This window comes from Paenibacillus sp. Soil522 (assembly GCF_001428245.1).
Classification (GTDB): domain Bacteria; phylum Bacillota; class Bacilli; order Paenibacillales; family Paenibacillaceae; genus Pristimantibacillus.
This window is the reverse complement of the sequence record NZ_LMRV01000033.1, coordinates 166,066-185,464: the sequence shown is the minus strand read 5'-3', so window position 1 is coordinate 185,464 and position 19,399 is coordinate 166,066. Positions and strand designations below refer to the sequence as shown.

Sequence of the window (19,399 nt, the reverse complement as noted above, 5' to 3'; positions counted from 1 at the left end):
ATTTCTCCATCAAGCAGTAACGGATCTTGAGATTATATCTCAAGATCCGTTACTGCACCTTTTGATGCCGAGGATACGAGCTTTGCATACTTGGCAAGCACTCCCGATTTATATTTAAGCGGAGGCTTGATCCAATGGTTTGCTCTTGCTTCCAGCTCCTCTGGCGTGACATTAAATTGTATTTCCTGAGCCTCGCTGTCAATGGTTATGAGATCCCCCTCCTGCAAAAATGCAATGGGCCCGCCTACCTGAGCTTCCGGCGATACATGCCCTACAACAAAGCCATGCGAGCCGCCCGAGAAACGTCCGTCAGTTAGCAGAGCAACCTCGCCGCCTAAGCCTTTTCCTATAATTAATGCGGTTACCGAAAGCATTTCCGGCATACCGGGCCCGCCTTTTGGTCCCGCGTACCTGATGACCAGCACATCCCCTTTGACGATTTCGTCATTCGTAATGGCTATTGTCGCTTCTTCCTCGCTATTATAGACGCGTGCGGGACCCGTGAATTTCAGATTTTTTAATCCTGACATTTTTGCCACTGCGCCCTCAGGAGCAAGATTTCCTCTCAGCACAACTAGGGGGCCCGTTGGTTTCAACGGACTCTCGAACGGACGTATGACCTGTTGGTTTTCTTTCAGAGGCTGTGCTTCAGCCAAGTTTTCAGCTATTGTTTTTCCTGTAATCGTAAGACAATCGCCATGGAGCAGCCCTTTTTCAAGCAGCAATTTCATAACGCCCGGTACGCCGCCATTATCATTCAGATCCTGCATAACATATTTGCCGCTTGGCTTTAAATCAGCAAGATGAGGTACTTGTTTACGAATCCGTTCAAAATCTTCTAATGTTAAATCAACCTCAACCGAGTGCGCCATTGCCATGAGATGAAGCAGAGCATTCGTTGATCCCCCAAGAGCCATTACGAGCGTGATTGCATTTTCGAACGCTTTTTTTGTCATTATGTCGCGCGGCCGTATATCTTTCTCAAGAAGCTCGATAACGGTTCTTCCCGCCTCTGCGCATTCAACTGCTTTATAGGAAGAAATGGCAGGCGTGGATGAAGATCCGGGTAAGCTCATTCCTAAAGCTTCGACCGCTGACGCCATAGTATTCGCTGTATACATCCCGCCGCATGCGCCCGCACCCGGACATACCTGGCATTCCACTTCATGAAGCTCTTCATCCGTTAATTTTCCTTCCTGATATTGTCCTACCGCCTCGAATGCCGTAACGATATCCACATTTTTACCGTTTAGCTTTCCTGGTTGGATCGTTCCGCCGTAGACGTAAACAGCAGGTAAATTCATTCTGCCGATCGCCATTATACAAGCTGGTGTATTTTTGTCACAGCCGCCAATTGCAACCAAGCCATCGAAGCGCTCGGCGTTCACAACAATCTCAATCGAATCAGCAATAACCTCCCTGCTCGGCAATGAGAACAGCATCCCTTCATGTCCCATCGAAATGCCGTCAGACACTGTAATCGTGTTGAAAATCAATGGAGCGCCGCCATGAGTGCGTACTCCTTCTTTTGCTTGCAGAGCCAATTTATCGATATGAACGTTACAAGGCGTTACCTCGCTCCATGTGCTTGCCACTCCGATCATAGGCTTTTTGAAATCTTCATCCTGGAATCCGACCGCTCTTAGCATGGCACGGTTCGGAACACGGTTTACACCTTCACTAATAACTTTGCTGCGAATACGTAAATCCTTTTCGTTTGACATGGTGTCACTCCCTTTTTAGTTATATTCATGTGTGCAGTTCACGCACCGGCCGCAATAAATTGTAGGATACATTTTCAAACTGCCGGTTTTTTCCAAACTCTTTACCTTTATATAATTCCCAGGATGCACCTCGACTAATCCCTTACCTCAAGTAACTGCAGCGCCTATGGTAGTATGGACGGTTGTGATCCTAGCGAAAAAAAAGACAAACTTCCGGGAGAGAAGTTTGTCCGAACCTAACATATTGACATACATTTTTTAAACGACCCGGCTTAAAAAATGCTTTAAAAACCGGTCTGCATCCACTTCGATGCAGACATCCATATTCGGCCCCGAACCGGGAATGCTTCTAAGATCGCCAACTGTTCTGCCGAGCGAATGCACTCCTTCTACATCAACCTGCACATGCATCGGAACGGTCTTCACAAAATCCGGGTTGATGGCTACGCCTACCGCCAAAGGATCGTGCAGCGCGCACCCGCCTATTCCGGGATAGAAATCTTCGTAGGCGCCAATGTAAAATTCCGTCATGTCGGCCAGCAAATGACCGATCCGGGTATTTTTATCCCGCCAGCTTTGCAGCTCCTCAAGCGGAAGCAGCGTCTTCATTGTCACGTCGAGACCGACAAGCGTAATCGAAATGCCGGAGCGGAACACGTACTCGGCCGCTTCCGGGTCGGCATAGATGTTAGCTTCGGCTGAAGGGGTAATATTCCCATGTACCGTTACGGCTCCACCCATGATGACGACCTTATCGACAAGACCGACAATCTCCGGCGCCTTCATAATGGCAAGAGCCAGATTCGTTAGCGTTCCAACCGTAATAATAGTAACTTGCTTAGGATGTCTTCTCACTTGTTCAACGATAAAGTTAGCGGCATGCTCAGTTAAAGCCTGACGCTGCGGTTCTGCGGCAAGCGTATTCCCGATTCCGTCATCGCCATGAATATACGTCGTATTTCCTTTCGTCGGATCCCGAAACAGCGGCTTAGCCGCACCCGGAATAACCGGCACTTTGCTGTCTAAGTGCTCCAGCACGACTAGCGTATTGCGGGTCGCTTCCTCTACCGTAACGTTCCCGAAGCAGGTGGTCACACCAAGTACCTCAAGCTCGGGAGAATGAACCGCGTAGGCAATCGCCAGCGAATCGTCAATTCCCGTATCGACATCCAGAACAATCTTCTTCAATTCGTTTCCTCCTCTGATTACGTCAATCTTACAATGAAAAGCGCCGGCCTTTAGCAGGTCCTCCGGCAAGCGGAAGATTTCGTGCACGCTTTTGCCGAATGAGCAGTTCCGGCAGCGCTACACCAATTAAAATGACAACAACACCTATCCATTGGAGCAAAGTTACGCGCTCATGCAGAACGATACCCGACATGATCACCGCTACCGGCAGCTCCGCCGCACTTAGGATGGAGGCAAGACCTCCCCCTGATTTAGGCACTCCTATCGCAAAACAAATCGGAGGGATGACGGCTCCGAACAAAGCAAGCAGAAATCCCCATAAAAGCAACCCTTCGCCCAAAGCACCGTTATAGAAAAATTCCGGAGGATATACGAACATGATCATGACGGCTGAAATAAAAACAATGATCGTGCTTCTTGTAAGAGGAGCTACTTGAAGAGCGGCTTTTCCGCTTAACGTAATAAATAACGCATAAGAAAACGCGGATAACAGCCCAAGTATGACACCTAACAGCGTAAATTGCTTCCAGCCCCCGTCAACCAGCCCGCCTGCCATGACCGTTCCGGCCAGCACCAGCACCAAGGCGGCCATCTTTTCCTTCCCCGGGCGTTTACGCTCTACGACGGCTTCGATCAGTACCCCCATCCAAGTGAATTGAAATAACAAGACGATAGCGATGGATGCGGGAATGTATTGCAAGGCGCTGTAATATAAAATGCTTGTCGCTCCCACCGTAATACCGGTAGGAAGCAGCGCAATCAACGACTTGACCGAAACACCCTTCATCACCGGAACATTTTTTATCCGGCCGACAACCACCAGCAGCAGCGACATCATGGCGATCCCGAATATCATCTGGCTGCCTACTACATCATTCGTCGAAAATCCCGAACGATAAGCTAATTTCACAAAAGTTGACAGAAGCCCATAACTGAGTGCTCCGAGCAATATTATAACAATCGAACGCATCTTTATCTCCTAACTGCATATCTGCGATTGCAAAGAAGGGCTCCCTGCAAGGACATCAATGAAATGATTGATAAAGCGTTCCGAATCGACACGCACGCATACGGAAGCATTGGTTACTGCCTGCTCTCTTCTCAAATCGCCTAACGTCGCTCCCGCGCTTAATTTCCCTTTGGTTTCGATCTTAATCAAATGATCTTCCGTATCTACAAGCGTCGGATCGACTGCAACCGCAACGGCCATCGGGTCGTGAAGCGGAGAGCCGTAAAACCCGTTATGCTCCTCATACGCCTTAAAATAATATTCCAGTATCTGTTCCACAAATGAGACCATTGGTTCATCGTCAGCCGATGCCTGCCGCTTCAATTGCTCCACATGCTCTTCCTGCAAAATCGTTTTCATCGTTACGTCGAGTCCGACCATCGTAATCGGCATGCCCGACTCAAACACACGATGGGCTGCTTCAGGGTCTCCCCATATATTCGCTTCCGAAACCGGGGTTACATTCCCAGGCACCCGCAGCGCGCCGCCCATCAGCACGAGACGTTTTACTTTTTGGGCGATGGACGGATCTTTCGCAAGAGCAATCGCCAAATTGGTCAATCTTCCAACGAACACAAGCGTTAATTCCTGTTTATGCTGATTCACTTTACGTACGATAAAATCGGCAGCGTGCTCTTCGATCGGCTTACGTTTTGGCGCTGGCAGCTTATAGCCGCCGATTCCATTGTCGCCGTGAATGTGTTCAACCGGGCCGAGCCATTCGCGAAAAAGCGGACGTCCCGCGCCCATGGCGACCGGAATATCGGCAGGCGCTCCCGCAAGCTCAAGAACCTGCAGCGTGTTCTGAGTCGCTTGCTCCACACTTACATTTCCGAAGACAGTGGTGATTCCTTCAAGCTGAATATCGCCCGATTTTAGAGCAAACAGTAAAGCTAATGCATCGTCGATACCTGTATCAACGTCAATAATCATTCGGGATTTGGTCATAGCTTTCACCTTCTATGCGTAAATTTTTTTAACGTATTTATGAGCCTGTACGAATGATTAACCTTGAGCCAGCGCCATCCGCCTTCTTTTTTTGCGAACGGCGAAGAAAACTAACGCAATAATCGTAACGACATACGGAATCATTTGAATGAACTGGCTCGGAATCGGACTTCCCGGCGTTGTCTGCACAAGAGTCGTTACAGCGCTGGCCAATCCGAAAAGGACAGATCCGAACAAGATGCCTACCGGGTTTCGATTACCGAGCAGCACGACGGCGAGTGCAAGAAAACCTGTGCCGGCTGTCATATCTTTGACAAACATGCTCGTCATGCCCATCGATAAATAAGCCCCGGCCAGCCCGGCAAATACTCCGCTCCAAGCGAGCGCAGAATACTGTATACGGTTTACCGGAATGCCTAACGACTTAGCCGCTTCAGGCGCTTCGCCTACCGAACGTAAATGCACACCGTAAGGTGTCCGGTATATCATCAGCATACAAAAAATAACAGCAATCAAGGCTAACCATACCATCAAGCTATGTCCGCTTAGCAGCTTGCCGAGAACCGGTATTTGCTGAATAAAAGGAATGTTGACGGCAGGAATGTTTTTCAGACCGCTCGGAGAATAGTTGCCTGCAGCTCCGTAAATTCTGCTCATCATAAAGATCGTAAAACCTGATCCGAAAATATTTACAGCAAAACCCGCTATGATAATATCTACTTTCAGCTTTATCGAGAAAAAGCCCATTCCGTAACAAATAATGACGGAGGCTGCCACACCGGCAAGCGTTCCAAGAACCCAGCTTCCCGTTGCGGATCCGACTGCGATGGAGGCAAAGGCCGAAATGAGCATTAATCCTTCTAAACCGATATTGATGACACCAGCGATTTCGGAAATAAGCCCTCCTAAAGCGGATAATAAAATCGGCGTCATAAAACGCAGCAGCACAACGACAAGGGTTAAATCCATGATCTGTGACCAAAGCGCTTGCCACATTTTAATTCACCGCCTTTTGTCCGTATTTTTGCTTCAGATAGACGAATATCGCCTGAGAAGAAACGAGCAGCACCAGCATAACTTGAATGATAACCGCCACCTCGCGCGGCATGTCACTGCCGACCTGCATCGTTTGCGCCCCGACCTGAATATAAGCGTATAACAAGGAAGCGATCAGAACACCGATAGGATGGTTTCGCGCTAGCAGCGCGATAATGATGCCGTCAAAGCCAAGTCCGGCCGAAAAATTATCTTTATACGTACCATGAACACCTAATATTTCTACAATGCCGGCAAGCCCCGCAAGGGCGCCGCTGATCATAATGCTGGTTAAAACAACTCTATTTGTGGCGATTCCGCCGTATTTGGCAAAATGGCCGCTTTTTCCGACAATACGGAGCTCATAACCGACTTTCGTTTTATACAGCATGAGATAAACAACCACAACCGTAAGCAAGGCGATCACGATTCCAGCATGCGCCGGAAATCCGGGAAACAGCTTTCCAAGCAGGATGCCTGAGTTTATATACGGCATACGCGCAAAGCCGCCACTGCTCGGATCCTTGAATACATTATTGATAAAATAGGAGGTCGCCAAGATCGCTACGAAGTTCAGCATTAGCGTCGTTACAATTTCATTGGCATTCGCGTACGTTTTCAATAAACCGGCAATAGCTGCGAATAAAGCACCGCCGGCCATCGCACAAATCAGAACTAGCGGAAGATGCAGCCATGGCGTAAGACCGTGAATATAGACACCGGCAAGCGCGCCCAAAAATCCGCCGGCGTATAGCTGTCCTTCCGCGCCCATGCTGAATACGCCTGATTGAAATACGACGGCAAGCGCCAAACCTGTAAATATGAGCGGAACCGCTTTATTAAGCACCGTCCCGATATTGAATAGATTGGAAACGGGGCCTAGCAGCAATGACGACAGTGCACTTAGCGGTTCATCGCTTGTAACCAAAATGACCGCAAAACCGCAAAGGAGCGCAAGGATGACAGCTACAGCAATGCCGGCAAACTCCAAAATCGTTGCGTTTCCCTTTTTCATTGAGCCGCCACCTCCTCTTTTTGTTTCTTGATGCCCAGTCCCAGCATGTAATAACCGATTTCTTCCTCTGTCAGCTCGCTCGAATTTTCCAGTACAGCAACGATTTCGCCTTCATATATAACGGCAATTCGGTCGCTTAAGGCCATAACTTCCGATAATTCGGCTGAAACGAGCAGCACTGCCGCTCCACCATCCCGTTTTTTGATAATCTCGCGATGGATAAATTCGATGGCTCCGATATCTACGCCCCGCGTTGGCTGCGAAGCGATAAGCAGCTTCGGATTTTTCGAAAGCTCGCGGGCGATTATTACTTTTTGCAAGTTGCCCCCGGATAACGATCCGGCCATCACATCTTCGTTTTGAGCACGCACATCGTAAACATCCATCATAATTTTCGTAAACTGCTTGATTTTCTTTTTGTTAAGGAAAGGTCCCCATTTAAATTCCGGATTCCGGTAATGGTCAAGAATTAAGTTTTCAGCAATGGTAGACGTTAAGCTGGCCCCTGTCGTTTGCCGGTCTTCCGGAACATGTCCAATTTTCATGGCGCGGATTTGGGCAATGCTTTTTCCAATCAAATCCTCGTTGAAATAGCGTATTTTACCGGATGTTGCTTTTCGGAGGCCAGTAATCGTTTCGACCAGCTCCGTTTGTCCGTTTCCTTCTACGCCGGCAATTCCCACAACCTCGCCAGCCCGAATGTCGAGCGTAATGCCGCATAGCGCCGGTGCGCCTTTATCGTCGGAAGCGCAAAGCTCCTTTACGGACAATACGATATCTTTGGGTACGGATGGCTGCTTGTCGACGCGAAATAATATTTCTCTGCCCACCATAAGTCTGGATATTTCTTCCGGATTCGTATCCTTGGTCAACAAAGTGGCGATCGTTTTCCCTGCCTTAAGCACAGTGACCCGGTTTGATATTTCCATCACTTCACGTAATTTATGGGTGATGAAAATAATCGTATAGCCTTGCTTGATTAACGCCTTGATCGAGTCAAACAGCTCGTCCGTTTCCTGCGGTGTTAATACGGCTGTCGGCTCGTCCAAAATAAGGAGCCGGGCACCCTTATAGAGTACCTTCAATATTTCAACACGCTGCTTCTGGCCGACCGGGATGGTTTCCACTTTCGCATGCGGATCGACCTTAAGTCCATAAGTCTGAATCAGTTTTTCAATTTCCTCCCTTTCCTTCATACGGTCTCTGAACAATGAAAACGGCCCTTTTCTCGGCTCCTCGCCAAGAACGATATTTTCCGATACCGTAAGCGACGGAGCTAGCATAAAGTGCTGATGAACCATGCCCATCCCGTGCTTGATCGCATCCTTTGGCCCGTGAAAAGTAACCGGAGCGCCCTTATATTCGATCGTTCCGCTTGTAGGCGCTTCCAATCCGAACATGATTTTCATGAGCGTCGATTTGCCCGCCCCATTTTCACCGACCAATGCATGTATTTCGCCTTCGTGTATCGTGAGGTCAACGCCGCGATTGGCTGCAGTTCCATTCGGATAAACTTTATGAATATCTTTCATCTGAAGTAAGATTGACATGATGACCTCCATTATTTCAAGATCGATTTTACCTGAATCTCTCCGCTCTGCATTTTCTTCTCGATATCGATCATTTGGTCCTGAATCGCTTTAGGAACGTTGCTGTTGTAAAGCTCGTCCTTGGCAAGACCAACTCCGCCTTCTTTAATGCCGAGTACCTCATTTGTGCCAAAAGGCAATTTGCCTTGTTTATATAAATCTAGCGCACGGAAAACGGAAGCATCGATATTTTTCAACATCGAAGTCAGAACGCTTCCAGGATAAAGCGGGTTTTGGTTGCCGTCGACGCCAATCGTGTATTTCCCTGCAGCTTTACCCGCTTCAAGCACGCCAAGTCCGCCGCCGCCGGCAACCTGATAAACAACGTCGACTTTTTGCGCATTAAATTGCGAAAGCGCAAGCTCCTTGCCTTTAGGCGCGTTGGCAAAATCTCCGATGTAAGAAGCGACGATTTTCACGGCCGGATCGACGTACTGCGCGCCTTGCTCGTAGCCCGCTTTAAAGTCATTAATAATGGGAACGTCCATACCGCCTACAAATCCAATCACTTTATCAGAGTTTGACGCTTTCAGCTCCATGTTTGTCGTTACTAGCGATGCAAATGCGCCCGCCAAAAAGGAGCCTTCGCTTTGGGAGTAAAGCATCGAGTAAATATTCGGAACATCTTTAACGACCTCATCGAAGAAAATGAACTTTTCATCCGGGTACCTGCCCGCAATATCTTTGACGATATCGATCATTTGACTCGTACCGGCAACGACTACATCATATTTTTTGCTGGATACGAGCGATTCCAAACCTGCTGCCCAGTCGGCCTGGTTGGATCCTCCTTCTACTGTCTTCACCTCGATGCCGAGTTCTTTTCCCGCTTTTTGCATGCCTCTTTCCGTGGAATCGAAGAAACCTTTGTCTCCTAATGTACCGTTAACGTAAAAGACAGCTTTGATTTTTTCTGGATCATTACCCGCACTTGTCGGGGTATCCGACTCCTTTCCGCAGGCTGCCAATACGAGCAGCAAAGTGAGCAGTAATACGCAAATCGACCAAATTTTATTGTTCTTCATTCAAAATTCCCCCTTTAAATAGTTGCAAAGCTCTACCGCGTTTCCATAACCCATTCAACTTCCAGCAGCTCATGCTTGTGCTCCAAATGATGGTTTGCCTTCCTCACCCCTTTCAATCCTGAGCAATGCCATTCAGGGTGGACTTTACTACGATTTCCCCGCTGGCGATCTTGCTTTCAATATCTTTCATCTTTTCCTTAATTTCATTTGGGACGTACTTCTCATACAGCTCGTCCCGGGCAATCCCGATCCCGATCTCCTTCACGCCCAGCACCTCCGTCGTACCGAAGGGCAGCGAACCACCGCGGATTTTGCTTAAAGCGCGGAATACGGACTCATCCATATTTTTGAGCATGGAGGTGAGCACACTGCCCGGATACAGCGGATTTTGGTTGCTGTCGACCCCGATCGTGTATTTACCGGCTTCATTCCCCGCTTTCAGCAGCCCAAATCCCGCGTAGCCGGCTACGTTGTAAATGATATCGACCTGCGACAAGTACTGCTTCTCCGCTAATTCCTCCGCCTTGCCTTGGTTAACAAAATCGCCGACGTAAGATGCAACCATTTGTACCTCCGGATCGATATACAAAGCGCCCTGCTCGTAACCGGACTTGAAATCGTTAACGATATCGTCGTTCTCGCCACCGATGAAGCCGATTTTTTTATCGGAATTTGCCCCGCTCAGCTCCGGACTTGTAGTAACCATCGCCGCGAATGCGCCAGCGAGGAACGAGCCCTCGCTCTGCGAGCAGATCATCGCGTACACATTCGGTATGCCTTGAATCGTATCGTCATAGAACATAAACTGCTGCTCGGGATAACGAACTGCCAGCTCCTTAACCACTTCCCTTGTTTTCGAAGTGCCGGCTATGATAACGTCATATAGTCCTGAGGCAGCCAGCTTCTCGAGACCCGGCTCCCAAGCAGCGGAATCCTCGCCTCCTTCGACGCTGGACGTTTCGAAGCCGAATACGTACTCGGCTTTTTTAAGTCCCCGGTCGGCTGAATCGAAAAATCCATTGTCTCCCAGATTGCCGCTGACATAATGCACGACCTTGAGGTATTCATTAGGAGCGGGCGTCTTGTATGGCTTCTCCGCATTTGCCGGCTCCTGCCGCTCGGGCGAATCGGCGCCGCTGCAGCCGGCTAGTAGAGATAAGAAGATGGCAGCCATCATGACCCATATTCCTTTTTTCCGTCTCATTACCGCTCCCCCCTAAACTGTTGTATGCCATTGTTTCGTTTATCAGTTTGTACTATGCAAGCGATTACAATACAAATTTAGCATGCAACTCCTGCCGAAAAAACAGACAGACCGTCGAATTAAGGTGTAAAAATCATGCACGTTTTTTCGGGTTGCCTGCATTGAGCATGTTTTGCTAAGGTATACTTACATTACTAGATAAGCCTTGTGGCAGGCAGGAGGTATCGCACCTGATGTTCAGGAACTCGATTTTCGCTAAGCTGCTTTTATCGTTCCTGCTGCTTTCTACCATACCGCTTATGCTGTCGGGCTTATTTACGCTATCAGGCTCCGAACGCACGCTGAATGAGAAGCTCCAAAGGGAAACGATCAATATACTTGATCAAAAGCTGAAAACGTTATCTTTTTACATTGCGGATATGCGGCGCATGGGAGATGCGATCGCCCTGGATCCAAACGTTTCGGCTTTCTTAATCTCGCCGGACGCCGCAGCCGGACAAGCATTTGTCCCCGATTTGGACCGGTTGTTGTCTGCTACACATGCGATTCGCCCGGAAAATATCGGGATGACACTGATTAACGACCGCGGCCTCATCCATGCTTATGGCTATGAATTACGTCGCGGTGCCGCCCGGCAAAGCGACTTTCATTGGCTTCCTGCAAGCGAGGACAAGACGAGCTTGTATTCGATTTCCCAGATGCACGACCGGTCCTATAGCGCTCGCGGGCCGGCTCAACCCGTCTTTTCATTCATCCGCAGCATCGGTAACCCGGGGTCCGAAGCTCAGGGCGTTTTGATCATCGATTTTAAAATCGAAGTGCTGCGGGATTTGTTGAAAAACATTTTCCTGATGGGCGACATTTACAACGATTACGCTTCCGGTGTTATTATTACCGACCGGGTTGGAGAAATCCTATACCCGTATCCCGCCGGTCTCTTTGTAGAGGAAGATTACAAACGTCTGGAGCAAAATTACTTTCTCATCCAGCGCTACGACAAAACGACGGATTGGAATTTTACAGCCTATTTTTTAAAAAGCGAGCTCTACAAGCCGATTTACGGCCTCCGTCAGGTTGCGTACTCGATTACGATCGGCAGCATTGTCGTATGCGTGATCGTTTCGCTCATTTTATCGGACAGAATTTCCAAGCCTATTTTGCAGCTCCGCAATCTGATGAGAAAGGTTGGCCGGGGCGACTTCGACGTCCATTATCAAGGCAGGTCCCGGGATGAGATCGGCGCGCTAGGCCACGGCTTCAATACGATGGTGAGCCGTATTCAAGATTTGGTTGGACAGGTGTACGAGGAGCAGGATCAGAAGCGCCGCGCCGAGGTAACCGCGATGCAGTCACAGATCAATCCGCATTTTCTGTATAACACGCTGGAATCGATTAATTCGCTGGCCCGCAAAACTAAGCAGCAGGAAATCAGCAGGATGATTGTTCTGCTCGGCAAGTTGCTGCGGATGAGCATCAGCACCTTCGATGATATGATTCCGATCGAGAAAGAGGCCGCTTACGCGCGCCAATATCTCGAAATACACAAGCTGCGGATGAAGGAAGGCTTTGAATACGACATTCAGCTCGATCCGCAGCTGCTTGACCTGTATACGATCAAATGGATTTTGCAGCCCGTCATTGAGAACGCCGTCATTCATGGACTCGATCCGAAGCAGCATGCCGGTAAAATCGAGGTGAAGGGCTGGCTAGATGGCGATGACGTCTACATCAGCGTCAGCGACCAAGGCGTCGGTATGCATGCGGAGGCGATTCAGCAGCTGAATGACGATCTGGAGCACCGGGCGGTCGAGCTGGCCAAGCATCATGGAAAAGTAGGTTTATTTAATGTACAATCGCGCATTAAGCTGTATTTTGGACCGAATTACGGCATACACGCGGAAAGCGAACGAGGGCAAGGCATGACCGTAACGTTCAAGCTGCCGAGGAAGGAGCCGACATGAAAAAAATAAAACTATTGATCGTCGACGATGAATGGATCATTGCGGACAGTTTAAGCACGATGGAGGAATGGGACGAGAGGCACATCGAGGTCGTCGGCATCGCCCACAACGGATACGACGCCATTCGCTATTTGGAGGCGGAGCCGATCCATCTCGTCATATCCGATATCCGCATGCCGGATATGGACGGACTGCAGCTGCTGCAATACATTTACGAAGAAATGCCAAATACGGAGGTCATCCTGATCAGCGGGTATGAAGATTTCACCTATGTAAGAACAGCGCTCAGATACGGGGCCAAAGGGTACATTTTGAAGCCAATCGATACAGATGAGCTTCTCGAGAACGTAGATCGTCTTTTAGCACCAAGCCATCCAAAAAACGAAGCCGACAACGATGCGATTGAGCCCGAGCTCCCGCTGACGTATCACAAGGAAATCGTACGCAAAGCGAAACATTTTATCCAAGACAACCTGCATAATCCGCTCTCGCTCTCCGATGTGGCAGCGACCGTCCATTTGACGGCACACTACTTCGGACAAATTTTCAAAAGTGAGAGCGGTCTGCTCTTCAACTCGTATTTGACTCAGGTTAGGATGGAGAAAGCGTGTGAGCTTCTAAAGCATTCGGGTCTGAAAATATACGAAATATGCGAACAGGTCGGCTATGTCGATCCGAAGTATTTTGCCAAAGTTTTTCAGAAGCAATTCGGCATGACCCCTAACGAATTCCGGTTGAAGAAGTGACGGCGCATGCGTTCGCGGTAATCACTTTTGGCTAAGAGGCTATCACGCAAGGTCTATGACCTGTGATAGCCTCTTTTTTGGATTAAAAAAAGGCTTCTGTAACTCTACGAAGAGCCAATACCTATGAAACCGTCCGATCATAGAATAGAGAATAAGCAGCAAACATAGGTTCTTGCCGCCTCAAATCGTAACGAAAGAAAGGAATGCTAAGCTTATATGGGATGCCATATTGGACGGGTCATCATCGAAAACAACGCAGGCACGATTATTTTCGGGAATGTCGCAACCTTAAATATCAAAATAACCTCGACTTCGACCAACGGAACCAGCAGCTCTTCTAGCGACACACGAACTTCTTCCGAAAACGCCGAAACAGCGCAGGATGCAAATAAAGCTTCGGATCCCGGTACTGTATCGGCCAAAAACGCCAAAAAATACCAACGCAAGAAGAAGTAGCTTCATCATCCTTGCAGCCAAATTTTGGTCTACCTATAGCTCGAAAAGGCGTCGAATCGATCTCGACGCCTTTTTCGAATTTTTTCGTTCTATCCGAGAGCGCTCATAGCCAGTACAAGAGCGCCGGAGAGTCCCGACTTATCTTCTAACCATTCTTTACGCCATCGCAACCGAATAGATAGATTTCAGGACATGCAGAGAAAGAGAGATTACTTTCGCGCTGCCGCCGTGAACATAAAGCTCCAAACCAGTGCTCTGTGAATCTGGAAATATTTGATCGGTAATCGCTATTTCACCATCATTTGCAAACACTTCGACGGACGACTGATCGACAAACAAATGCAGCTTTAATCTTCCATTCTCCGTCTGGAGCGCCACGTCATGCCTGCAGCCGAAAGCTTCATGAAATGCTTTCTCGCCAGAAACGCTGCGGTCGATAAACAATGATTGAGTGATAGCGTTGTAAGCTACAACGGTCTCCTCATGCTCGGATCTACGAAGCTTAAATCCGATCTCCGAGGCATTGCCGATTACCAGTTCGCACTCTATTTCATAGGTATCACCATGAATGTCCGAGAGGAGGTTTTGGCCTGGGCTTACAGAAGCTTCTTCCCAAAGCTGTGTCTGCTGACGCAGCTTCTGAACATCAGTTACCGGCTTTTGAACCAATCTAATACCGTCCCGCACGGAACGCAAAGCGAGCAATCTCGGCAAAGTCATCGCGCTTCTCCAACTATCTGTGGGCGTCAAGTTCGCATATTTCCAATTGCTCATCCATCCGATAAACAGCTTCCCGTTATCCGTCCGATTTGCATCCGACCAGGTAACGCCGGCATAGTTGTCTCTGCCATGATCGAGCCATAATACCGTCTCAGGCGAATCATCATTCGTAAAAGCTTGGCCGTCAAAATGACCGACAAAATATTGCGTTCTTGACCCTTCCTGAAATTCAGGATTATCTCCAATGCTAACGATCATTACCCATTTACTAGCATTTTCTTGACCTTCTACCGGCAGCTCTATTAAATCCGGACATTCCCATACGCCGTCATGCGAGCCTTCATTAGCTCCAAACTCACTTGCAAATTTCCACTCCTTCAAATTAGGAGACGTATAAATGTGAACGCGATCTCCAGCTGCGAGCACCAAGATCCAGCGCTGTGAATCAGCATGCCAAAATACCTTCGGATCACGGAAATCTAGGATTTGTTCATCGCAAAGTACAGGATTGCCTTCATAGAGCAACCAGGTTCTTCCCTTGTCCGTGCTATAGGCAAGACTTTGCCGTTGTCTTGGCCGATTAGAATCCGGATATTGATCGGCATGCGTAAATATCGCAACCAGACCCGGTTTGCCGGAGAAAAAGCCGCTTGTATCCTCCCAGTCTACTACTGCGCTTCCGGAGAAAATAGCGCCATTCTCATCCGGTTTTAGCGCAATTGGACGATGCTCCCAATGAATCAAATCCGTACTGATCGCGTGTCCCCAATGCATAGGGCCCCATGTTGTTCCATCCGGATGATGCTGATAAAACAAATGGTATTCTCCTTCAAAATACACCATACCGTTCGGATCATTCATCCACTTCGCAGGCGGCGTAAAATGAAACTGCGGTCGATATTTTTCTCTATAATTAATCGTTGACATGTACTCCACTCCCTTAATCCCATAAAGATGAAGTATACTCTAGAGGCTAGAGCATACTTTTATCCAATTAAATAACTAATTATTTACCTGCATTTCGGTCATAGCCTGATTGTTTGATAGTTAGATATTCCTGCAAGCCTAGACGATCCAATTCCTTCAAATACTCATCCCATTCTTGGTCTACTTTCCCGTTCTCCGTCCACTCCGTACGTTTTCTCAGCACATAGGGGAATAGATCTGCTTCAATGGCAGACAGTCTTTCTGCATCTTCCAAGGAGAAGAATACTCTTGGATAAATATTTTCTGCTTTTACGTCAGGAACGTACACTTTTTTCAGGACGTCCAGTCTCCAAGCCGCATCATCCGGTTTTGTCGTCACGCTGCCGTAATAAGAATCTAAAATAGCTAGTGGACCGCCGACGCTCGTTTTACCTCTCAATTCACCTGGAGCCGTACCTTCCAAAGGCAAATGCTTCAGCATTTGTGCGCTTTCATCGAATTCAAAAATATTTTGCTGCGTATCATCTCCGTAAGTGCCCCAGTTGTTCTGCACCGATTGAAGCGGATCGTATAATTGATCCATCCATTTGGCAGTGGCTTCAAGATCCTTGTTTGCATTTGTTACGATCATTCTGCCCCGGTCAAAGCCCATTCCGTTCGTTCTTGCTACGTTTTTTAAGCCAGTCGGCCCAACAAGCGCAGGCATTGGCTCATATTTATCGTTCATGCCGGTAACGTTCGCTTTATCCCAAGTGAAATATAGCCCAAAGAGATTTTCTTTACCTTTAGCGATATAAGTATTCCAGTCTTGCGTCATATACTCGACATCAATTAAACCTTCCTTGTACAGCTCATTAAAATATTTGACTCCTTCTTTAAAGCCATTATTATTTGCAGCAAAATTAACTTTGCCGTCGTCGCTTACAAGCGTCATATCCCAGTTCAGTCCCGGACCAAACGACCCGAATAAAAATCCGATATCTTCGCCGCCGCCATTCGTGTTGATAAAGGACACTGGAATTTCGTCGGCTTTTCCGTTGCCGTTCGGATCTTTTGTTTTAAAGGCAATCAGCACTTGCTTCAGCTCTTCAGTAGTCGTTGGCATTTTCAGACCAAGTTTCTTAAGCCATTCCACATTAATCCAAGGAATATTGTTAACGGTATGAATGCTTTCCTTGCCAGCACCTAGCTCTTCGATCCATGGCAGCGAATAAATGTGACCATCAGGCGCTGTAATCATTGCTTTATATTGCGGCGCTTGCTCCAGCACCTTTTTAAAATTAGGCATTTGATTTTCAATAATAACGTCAAGCGGAATGATTGTCCCGTCCTTAGCCAGCTTCAATATGTCAAAATCGGCTAGTCCCGCATCAAAAATAGCATCTGGAAGCTCACCTGTAGCAAGCGCCAAATTTCTCTTTTCTGCAAACACATCGTTTGTATAGTTTTTCCAATTGATATGAATACCCGTCTTCTCTTCCATACGTTTAAAGATAAGCTTTTCGTTAGGATCTGCCGGTGCCAATACAGCGCTTTGCGTCATGAAATTGAGTGTAGGCTTTGAACCGCTGTTGCCCGATGCAGAATCGGCATTTTTGGAATTCGAATTGCCGCTGCACCCTGTTACTGCCATAATTGTCGCTAGAGAAATGACTGCTGCTGTTTTCTTTAAATTTTTCAAACTAAACCCTCCTCATTTTTAGCTCTATATATGTCAATCGATTCATTACTTTAATGAACCGACCATGACACCCTTCTCAAAATACTTTTGGAAAAATGGATACATAACGATCAACGGCAGACTTGAAATAACGATGGATGCATATTTAATGATCTCAGACAACCTTTTCATTTCAGCCATGGCCAAACGATCGGTTATCATCCCCGGATCCACTTGATTCTGAATGAGGATAGATCTTAGTACGAGCTGCAACGGATATAATTTTTGGTCTTCCAGATAGATCATGGCGTCGAAATAGGAATTCCATTGACCTACGAAAGCATAGAGCGCCAGCACGAAAACAATTGGCTTAGAAAGCGGCATTACGATTCTTAAAAAAATGAGCAACTCGGACGCGCCATCAACTTTAGCAGCCTCTTTCAGCTCTTTTGGTATTCCTTTGAAAAAGGTTCTTGCCAAAATAATGTTCCAAACATTGATAGCCGTTGGAAGAATGATCGCCCAAACCGTATTCAGCATTCCCAATTGCTTGACCACGAGGAATGTAGGAATCAGTCCCCCGCCAAAAAACATGGTGACAATAAACAAGGACATAAACCATTTTTTTCCGACAAAATCATCAATCGATAACGGGTATCCTGCAAATACTGATATAAGCACGGTAACAATCGTAAAAGCAGCCGAATAATAAATAGCGTTTATAAAACCGCGCAGCATGGCCTCATTACCCAAGATGAGCTTATAGCCTTCGACGCTGTAATCAGCGAGATTAAAAGAAATTCCTTTATTCAGCAATGCCGTCGGTTCCATGAAAGACGCCATGGCTACGTACAACAAAGGACCTAACACCAGCAATACAGCAAGTGTTAACAAGATATAGGTGATCGTCAGAACAACGCGGTCCAATCGCGTAGGCTTAATAGTCATAAAGCGACTCCTTTCTTTAATAGAGCCCGTCGCCTTCGTTTAATTTCTTTACGACGAAGTTGACTAGGACAAGCAAAATAATATTAATTACGGAATTAAACAAACCGATGGCTGCTGAGTAAGAGTAGTCGCCTGCTTTTAAGCCCACTTTATACACATAGGTTGCTATGATTTCAGATGTCGGCAAATTCAATGCGGTTTGCATTAGAAATGCTTTCTCAAATCCAATTGCCATAATTCCGCCTGCAGACAAAATAAACAATATAGCCATAACCGGTTTTAATGTAGGCAAATCAATATGCCATATCCGTTGCAGCAGATTTGCCCCGTCAATGTTCGCAGCGTTGTGGAGCTCTGGATCAACCCCTGCTAACGCCGCTACAAAGATAATCGAGGACCAGCCTGCCGCTTGCCAGATTCCCGACAAAATATAAATGCTGCGGAAATACTCTGGATCTGACATAAACGTAATTGGATGACCGGTTGTTAAGGCAATGATTTTATTAACCGGCCCGGTTGGAGACAAAAAGACAAACAGCATACCTACAATAACGACTACGGAAATAAAATTCGGAGCGTATAAGATTAACTGAATATTTTTCTTAATGCCCACTTTTCGCAATTGATTTAACATAAGCGCCAATATGATCGGAATAGGAAACGATAGGATAAGTCCATAGGCACTTAATTTAAGCGTGTTCCAGAAAATAGGTTCAAAATTGGGAGCATTTAAAAATTTCATAAAATATTCGAACCCTACCCATTCACTGCCTAAAATTCCTTTGCTGTAGCTGTAATCTTTAAATGCGATGACTACGCCGTACATCGGTACGTATTTAAAGATAAGTGTAAGAATAACAGCCGGCGCCATCAGCAAATAAAGAAAATAGTTATTCTTTATGAACTGTGCTTTACTTTTAATGCCGTATTGACTCCTTATTCCGTTTTTTTTACCACTCAGGTTTGACAATACCTTTTGCACTCCTTTATCCCCCATTCTAAATATTTAAAGAAACGATAAGTAAACATTCGCACCTTTAGAAAGGGCTTACATTCGCATCTGCAAATACAATTTAACAAATAAAAGCTTCATACGTCAATACATTTAACAAAATAATTTTTGTCATTTGTAAAAAATATTTTGTCAATAAATAATAATTTTAGTAGTTTTCCCTCGAATATGTACACTAAATCAGCTATTTTCTATTGCCCCCCCTTTTTTCAGTCTTCAAGACTCTATTCTT

16 protein-coding genes are annotated in these 19,399 nt (G+C 47.0%); 3 read left to right on the top strand and 13 right to left on the bottom strand.

What is annotated here, in order from left to right; translation table 11 throughout:
• Positions 1-32: 32 nt before the first annotated feature.
• The 9 genes from ilvD to ASG81_RS09555 all read right to left on the bottom strand — a co-directional run bounded on the left by ilvD (position 33) and on the right by ASG81_RS09555 (position 10,737).
• Positions 33-1,724, bottom strand: coding sequence for a dihydroxy-acid dehydratase (gene ilvD / locus ASG81_RS09595; RefSeq protein ID WP_056632516.1), 1,692 nt, complete (start codon positions 1,722-1,724; stop codon positions 33-35).
• Between the two features lie 258 nt (positions 1,725-1,982).
• On the bottom strand, positions 1,983-2,912 hold the full coding sequence (locus tag ASG81_RS09590; RefSeq protein WP_056632513.1) for a nucleoside hydrolase: 930 nt from the start codon (positions 2,910-2,912) through the stop codon (positions 1,983-1,985).
• Positions 2,913-2,940: 28 nt separating this feature from the next.
• Complete coding sequence (locus ASG81_RS09585) at positions 2,941-3,882, bottom strand: EamA family transporter (protein ID WP_056632510.1); 942 nt, start codon at positions 3,880-3,882, stop codon at positions 2,941-2,943.
• 9 nt (positions 3,883-3,891) lie between these two features.
• The gene (locus ASG81_RS09580) at positions 3,892-4,869 is read right to left on the bottom strand and encodes a nucleoside hydrolase (RefSeq protein ID WP_056632506.1); all 978 of its coding nucleotides are present in this window, start codon (positions 4,867-4,869) and stop codon (positions 3,892-3,894) included.
• Positions 4,870-4,926: 57 nt separating this feature from the next.
• On the bottom strand, positions 4,927-5,865 hold the full coding sequence (locus tag ASG81_RS09575) for an ABC transporter permease (RefSeq protein WP_056632503.1): 939 nt from the start codon (positions 5,863-5,865) through the stop codon (positions 4,927-4,929).
• 1 nt (position 5,866) lies between these two features.
• Positions 5,867-6,919, bottom strand: a complete 1,053-nt coding sequence (locus tag ASG81_RS09570) for an ABC transporter permease (protein ID WP_056632501.1) — start codon at positions 6,917-6,919, stop codon at positions 5,867-5,869.
• Positions 6,916-8,469, bottom strand: a complete 1,554-nt coding sequence (locus ASG81_RS09565) for an ABC transporter ATP-binding protein (RefSeq protein WP_056632498.1) — start codon at positions 8,467-8,469, stop codon at positions 6,916-6,918. The genes ASG81_RS09570 and ASG81_RS09565 overlap by 4 nt, the downstream gene beginning before the upstream one ends.
• An 11-nt stretch (positions 8,470-8,480) precedes the next feature.
• Positions 8,481-9,533: a BMP family lipoprotein gene (locus tag ASG81_RS09560; protein WP_056632495.1), complete on the bottom strand. Its 1,053-nt coding sequence runs from the start codon at positions 9,531-9,533 to the stop codon at positions 8,481-8,483.
• A 112-nt stretch (positions 9,534-9,645) separates the two neighbouring features.
• Positions 9,646-10,737 (bottom strand): BMP family lipoprotein, encoded by a 1,092-nt coding sequence (locus ASG81_RS09555; protein WP_056632491.1) that lies wholly within the window; start codon positions 10,735-10,737, stop codon positions 9,646-9,648.
• A 233-nt stretch (positions 10,738-10,970) separates the two neighbouring features.
• Here ASG81_RS09555 and ASG81_RS09550 point away from each other — a divergent pair, with 233 nt between their 5' ends.
• From ASG81_RS09550 to ASG81_RS32635, 3 genes are all read left to right on the top strand, one after another.
• Positions 10,971-12,698: a cache domain-containing sensor histidine kinase gene (locus ASG81_RS09550; RefSeq protein ID WP_056632489.1), complete on the top strand. Its 1,728-nt coding sequence runs from the start codon at positions 10,971-10,973 to the stop codon at positions 12,696-12,698.
• The gene (locus ASG81_RS09545; protein ID WP_056632485.1) at positions 12,695-13,444 is read left to right on the top strand and encodes a response regulator transcription factor; all 750 of its coding nucleotides are present in this window, start codon (positions 12,695-12,697) and stop codon (positions 13,442-13,444) included. The genes ASG81_RS09550 and ASG81_RS09545 overlap by 4 nt, the downstream gene beginning before the upstream one ends.
• Before the next feature lie 216 nt (positions 13,445-13,660).
• On the top strand, positions 13,661-13,900 hold the full coding sequence (locus ASG81_RS32635; protein WP_056632482.1) for a hypothetical protein: 240 nt from the start codon (positions 13,661-13,663) through the stop codon (positions 13,898-13,900).
• 156 nt (positions 13,901-14,056) lie between these two features.
• Here ASG81_RS32635 and ASG81_RS09535 read toward each other — a convergent pair whose 3' ends face one another.
• The 4 genes from ASG81_RS09535 to ASG81_RS09520 form a co-directional block, all read right to left on the bottom strand.
• Positions 14,057-15,547: a glycoside hydrolase family 32 protein gene (locus tag ASG81_RS09535; protein ID WP_056632479.1), complete on the bottom strand. Its 1,491-nt coding sequence runs from the start codon at positions 15,545-15,547 to the stop codon at positions 14,057-14,059.
• A gap of 79 nt (positions 15,548-15,626) precedes the next feature.
• The gene (locus ASG81_RS09530; RefSeq protein ID WP_442952847.1) at positions 15,627-17,180 is read right to left on the bottom strand and encodes an ABC transporter substrate-binding protein; all 1,554 of its coding nucleotides are present in this window, start codon (positions 17,178-17,180) and stop codon (positions 15,627-15,629) included.
• A gap of 93 nt (positions 17,181-17,273) precedes the next feature.
• Entirely contained in the window at positions 17,274-18,155 is an 882-nt protein-coding gene (locus ASG81_RS09525) for a carbohydrate ABC transporter permease (RefSeq protein ID WP_056632471.1), read from the bottom strand.
• A 16-nt stretch (positions 18,156-18,171) separates the two neighbouring features.
• Complete coding sequence (locus tag ASG81_RS09520; protein WP_235548807.1) at positions 18,172-19,026, bottom strand: ABC transporter permease; 855 nt, start codon at positions 19,024-19,026, stop codon at positions 18,172-18,174.
• Positions 19,027-19,399: the final 373 nt, after the last annotated feature.

Bases quoted from the DNA above. Each gene is read 5' to 3' on its own strand.
- ASG81_RS09560 (WP_056632495.1), bottom strand. From the start codon at position 9,533: ATGAAGAACAATAAAATTTGGTCGATTTGCGTATTACTGCTCACTTTG.
- ASG81_RS09570 (WP_056632501.1), bottom strand. From the start codon at position 6,919: ATGAAAAAGGGAAACGCAACGATTTTGGAGTTTGCCGGCATTGCTGTA.
- ASG81_RS09520 (WP_235548807.1), bottom strand. From the start codon at position 19,026: ATGGCGCCGGCTGTTATTCTTACACTTATCTTTAAATACGTACCGATG.
- ASG81_RS09555 (WP_056632491.1), bottom strand. From the start codon at position 10,737: ATGAGACGGAAAAAAGGAATATGGGTCATGATGGCTGCCATCTTCTTA.
- ASG81_RS09545 (WP_056632485.1), top strand. From the start codon at position 12,695: ATGAAAAAAATAAAACTATTGATCGTCGACGATGAATGGATCATTGCG.
- ASG81_RS09585 (WP_056632510.1), bottom strand. From the start codon at position 3,882: ATGCGTTCGATTGTTATAATATTGCTCGGAGCACTCAGTTATGGGCTT.
- ASG81_RS09525 (WP_056632471.1), bottom strand. From the start codon at position 18,155: ATGACTATTAAGCCTACGCGATTGGACCGCGTTGTTCTGACGATCACC.
- ASG81_RS09530 (WP_442952847.1), bottom strand. From the start codon at position 17,180: ATGGCAGTAACAGGGTGCAGCGGCAATTCGAATTCCAAAAATGCCGAT.
- ASG81_RS09550 (WP_056632489.1), top strand. From the start codon at position 10,971: ATGTTCAGGAACTCGATTTTCGCTAAGCTGCTTTTATCGTTCCTGCTG.
- ASG81_RS09565 (WP_056632498.1), bottom strand. From the start codon at position 8,469: ATGTCAATCTTACTTCAGATGAAAGATATTCATAAAGTTTATCCGAAT.
- ASG81_RS09580 (WP_056632506.1), bottom strand. From the start codon at position 4,869: ATGACCAAATCCCGAATGATTATTGACGTTGATACAGGTATCGACGAT.
- ilvD (WP_056632516.1), bottom strand. From the start codon at position 1,724: ATGTCAAACGAAAAGGATTTACGTATTCGCAGCAAAGTTATTAGTGAA.
- ASG81_RS32635 (WP_056632482.1), top strand. From the start codon at position 13,661: ATGGGATGCCATATTGGACGGGTCATCATCGAAAACAACGCAGGCACG.
- ASG81_RS09575 (WP_056632503.1), bottom strand. From the start codon at position 5,865: ATGTGGCAAGCGCTTTGGTCACAGATCATGGATTTAACCCTTGTCGTT.
- ASG81_RS09535 (WP_056632479.1), bottom strand. From the start codon at position 15,547: ATGTCAACGATTAATTATAGAGAAAAATATCGACCGCAGTTTCATTTT.